Origin of the sequence: Streptomyces sp. NPDC059564 (genome assembly GCF_042735575.1) — a bacterium.
In the GTDB taxonomy this organism is placed as follows: Bacteria; Actinomycetota; Actinomycetes; order Streptomycetales; family Streptomycetaceae; genus Streptomyces.
In genome coordinates, this window is sequence record NZ_JBHWBP010000512.1 from 1 (window position 1) to 3,993 (window position 3,993).

Annotated in this window: 3 protein-coding genes; all 3 read left to right on the top strand. The window is 74.4% G+C overall.

Going from position 1 to position 3,993, the window contains the following annotated elements; translation table 11 throughout:
• Positions 1-2,287, top strand: a 2,287-nt coding sequence (locus tag ACFV0Q_RS39230) for an FtsX-like permease family protein (RefSeq protein WP_385012578.1), incomplete at its 5' end; no start/stop codon positions are given.
• A gap of 157 nt (positions 2,288-2,444) precedes the next feature.
• Complete coding sequence (locus ACFV0Q_RS39235; protein WP_385012580.1) at positions 2,445-2,825, top strand: hypothetical protein; 381 nt, start codon at positions 2,445-2,447, stop codon at positions 2,823-2,825.
• A 203-nt stretch (positions 2,826-3,028) separates the two neighbouring features.
• Positions 3,029-3,865 carry an NPP1 family protein gene (locus tag ACFV0Q_RS39240; protein WP_385012582.1) on the top strand — a complete coding sequence of 279 codons (837 nt, stop codon included), beginning with the start codon at positions 3,029-3,031 and terminating at the stop codon, positions 3,863-3,865.
• Positions 3,866-3,993 lie beyond the last annotated feature (128 nt).

Consider the following 3,993-nt stretch of genomic DNA (forward strand, 5'->3'; position numbering starts at 1 on the left):
GGTCCCCGGCGTCGCCGTCGCCGCGGGCCGGGTCGACGGCTTCGCCGCCGTCGCCGACCGCGACGGCCGGCTCATCGGTCACGGCCCGTCCCACCAGGGCGCCAACTTCGCCCCCGGAGCGGCCGGAGTGGACCCCGCCTACCGCTTCCTCCAGGGTTCCGGCCCGACCCGCGACGACCGGATCGCCCTCGACGAGACCGCCGCCGCGAAGGGCGGCCACCGCGTCGGTGACACCGTGCGCATCGGTACGAACCAGGGCGCCGCCACGTACACCCTCAGCGGGATCTTCCGCACCGACGGGACCAAGCTCCCCGCCGGGGGCAGCCTGACGCTGTTCACCGACGCGACCGCCCAGCGGCTGTTCCTCCAGCCCGGCCGCTACAAGAACGTCGAGCTCACGGCCGCGCCCGGCACCGACGCGCAGCAGCTCCTCAGCCGCGTCGAAGCGGCGCTGCCGCCCGGCACCGGCGCGGCGACCGGAGCCCAGCTCGCCCGGATCCAGGCGAACCTCGCCACGACCGACAGCGACACCATGAGCCAGATCCTGGTGGGCTTCGCCGCGGTCGCCCTGTTCGTCGCGACCTTCCTCGTCTCCAACACCTTCACCATGCTCGTCGCCCGGCGCACCAGGGAGCTGGCCCTGATGCGGGCCGTCGGCGCCTCGCGCAAGCAGGTGCGCCGCATCCTGCTGACGGAGACCCTCCTCGTCGGAGCGGCCGCCTCCGCCGCCGGTCTCGCCGCCGGAACCGGGGTCGCCGCCCTGCTCCAGACGCTCTTCGCCCCCGCCGACTCCCCGGCCGGCCCGCTGGTCCTCACCCCGGGCACCGTGGTCACGTCCCTGCTGGTCGGCATCGCGCTGCCGATGGTCGCCGCATGGCTGCCGATCCGCCGGGCCATGGCCATCCCGCCGGTCGCCGCGCTCAGCGCCGCCGAGCCCGCGGCGCCCGCCCGCACCGGCTCCTTGCGTACCGGACTCGGTGCCGCGCTGGTGGCCACCGGCATCACCGCCACGGTGTACGGGGGCCTCACCACGGGGAAGGACGCCCGGACCGTCATCGGCGTCGGCGCGGCCCTCACCCTGACCGGGACGATCGTGCTGATCCCGCTGCTGGCGCGGCCGTTCGTCGCCCTGCTCCAGCCGCTGCTGACCCGCCTCCACCCGGTGCACGGCACCCTCGCCGCCCGCAACACCGTGCGCGACCCGCGCCGTACCGGAGCCACCGCCGCCGCGCTCGCCATCGCCCTCACCCTCGCCTCGGGGCTGTCCGTCCTCGGGGCCTCCGCCGCCCAGTACCTCGACCGCGCGACCACCCACGACTTCACCGCCGACTACCTGGTCAAGCCCGCCGACGGCGCCATGCGGATGACGCCCGACACCGCGGCGCCCCTCAAGAAGCTGCCCCGGGCCTCCTTCAGCCCGCTCAACCAGTCCACCGAGTACCACCTGGCCGGCACCCCCTCCGTGCTGACCGGCGTCGACCCGGCCACCATCGGGCGGCTGCTGCGGTACGACGTGATCGAGGGATCGCTCGACGCCCTCGCCAAGGGGCAGATCGCCGTCGCCGACTTCAAGGCGAAGGCGGCCGGCTGGCACCTCGGTCAGACCCTGCCGCTGGAGCGTCAGGACGGCCGGCGCGGCAGCGTCACCATCGGCGCCGTCTACCGGGCGGACGAGCAGAGCAACCTGCTGCCCAGCATCACCGCACCCGACTCCCTCGTGGCCCGCTACGACTCCACCCCGAACACCGCCGGGATCCTCGTCGCCACGGACGGCGGACCCGGCCGGGCAGCGCTCGCCGGCATCACCCACGCCTTCGGCGACAACCCGGCCCTGGCCGTCCTGGACGAGGCGGGCATCCGAGCCCAGGACAGCGGGGACATCGGCGACCAGCTCAACGTCTTCTACGCCCTGCTCAGCATGGCCCTGGCCATCGCCGCGCTGGGCATCGCCAACACCCTCGCGATGTCCGTCCTCGAACGCGGCAAGGAGATCGGCACCCTCCGCGCGCTCGGCGTGGACCGCGCGGGTGTGACCCGCATGATCCGCCTGGAGGCCCTGCTCCTCGGCGCGCTCGGCGCGACCCTGGGCACGGCCCTCGGCGTCTTCCTGGGCTGGGCCCTCGGCCGCACGCTCCAGGAGAACGTCGCGGGCTACACCCTGGTCCTCCCCTGGGGCCGCCTCGCCCTCGGCGTGGTCATCGCCCTGGCGGGCGCCCTGCTCGCCTCGCTCTGGCCGGCCCACAGGGCCGCCCGCGTCGACATCCCCACGGCGACGTCGGCGCAGTAGCACCTTCGCGCCGGCGGCCGGGCCGCGGACGGTACGGGGAGTCATGCCCTGAGCACGCCATGCGGGTCGGACGCCGCGGCGACGGGCGTCCGGCCGGCCGCCGGCCGCGGAGAAAACCGGTAGGGCCGCGGCGGGGCGAACCCGCACCATGGAGGCGATGATCAACACAGCCGAGCACCTGCTCGCCGCCCTCGCCGCCCTCGCGGCGCTGACCGGCGCCGACCTCCCGTACCTGGCGCACCGGCTCGGCGACCCGGATCCCGTCGTCCGCCGGTACGCCCTGCGGGGCGCACGCCGGCTGCCCGTGCGCGACGAAGCGGTCGAAGCCGCCTACGACGACGCCCCGGCCGCCGTCCGCGCCGACCTCGCACGCCTGCCGGGCGACGGGCGGCGGACCGCCGTCACCGAGCGGCTCGACCACCGCCTGCGCACCGCGTACGGAGACCAGGACGCGGCCCGCCTCCTGCCGGGCTGCTCGCCCGAGTTCACCGCGCGGATGCTCCCGGAACCGGCCGACGCGATCCCCTTCGAGGGCTGAGGACGGCTGGCCGCGCGCCCCCTCGCGGTACTCGACCTCGCCGAACGGGTTCCGGCCGATCTGCTCCACCCGGTGGGCGGTGCGGAGGAGGGCAGCGTCCTGCACGGGGTAGTCGCCCGACCTCGCGGTGGGGGTGTGGCCGGGTGTTGACGTGGGCACGTCCGGGGTGCCATCGCACCCACTCGAACCGAAAGCAGGCCACGATGCACCAGCCGCCGCCGACGGCACCCGCCGCGTCGCCCCCCTCGCCCTCCCGCCGGACCGGCCGCACTTCGCGCGGGGGCTTCCGCCTGGGGACCGTACTCGCCGCCACGGCCCTGACGTTGCTGATCCCGGCCTCGGCCGCCCACGCCGACCCTCCGCACAACCTTCCGCAGCGGGCCGACGGCTGGGAGCAGACGTTCTCCCCGGCGTACGACTACGACGGCGACGGCTGCTACGCCACACCGGCCATAGGCCCCGACGGCACGCTCGCCCCCGGGCTGAAGACGTCCGGGGCCATCAACGGCAGTTGCCACGACGCGTCCGACCTCGACAACTCCCAGACGTACGCGCGCGCCACCTGCAACAACGGCTGGTGCGCCATCGTCTACGCCAGTTACTTCGAGAAGGACCAGGCCGTGCACGGCAGCGGTCTGGGCGGCCACCGCCACGACTTCGAGCACGTGATCGCCTGGGTCGACACGGCCTCCAACCAGGTCGAGTACGTGTCGACCACCCAGCACAGCAGCGTCAAGACCTACCCGCGCTCCGACGTCCGCTTCGACGGCACGCACCCGAAGGCCGTCTACCACAAGGACGGTGCGGGCACGCACTTCTTCCGGCTCGCCAACGGCAACGACGAGCCTCCGGAGAACCACTACCACGCCTGGCGGTACCCGCCGTTGGTCGGCTGGAACGGCTGGCCCAGCACCGGGCTGCGGGACCGGCTGATGGGCGCGGACTTCGGATCGGCCACCATCAAGATCACCGATGACCGGTTCCCGAACCTGCTGAACAGCGCCAGGCCCTCCGGCATCCCCTTCAACCCCTGGGGCTGAACCTTCCGCCGCGGCGGGGGTGTTCCGCTCGCCCGCACGAGTACGGCGTGGCCCCGCCGGATAGCCCGGGCCCCCCCGGCCGGGGGGGGCGGCCGCACACAGTACCCCGGGGGGGGAATATAAAAAAA

Coding starts and splice junctions, on each gene's coding strand:
- ACFV0Q_RS39240 (WP_385012582.1), top strand. CDS start 3,029: ATGCACCAGCCGCCGCCGACGGCACCCGCCGCGTCGCCCCCCTCGCCC.
- ACFV0Q_RS39235 (WP_385012580.1), top strand. CDS start 2,445: ATGATCAACACAGCCGAGCACCTGCTCGCCGCCCTCGCCGCCCTCGCG.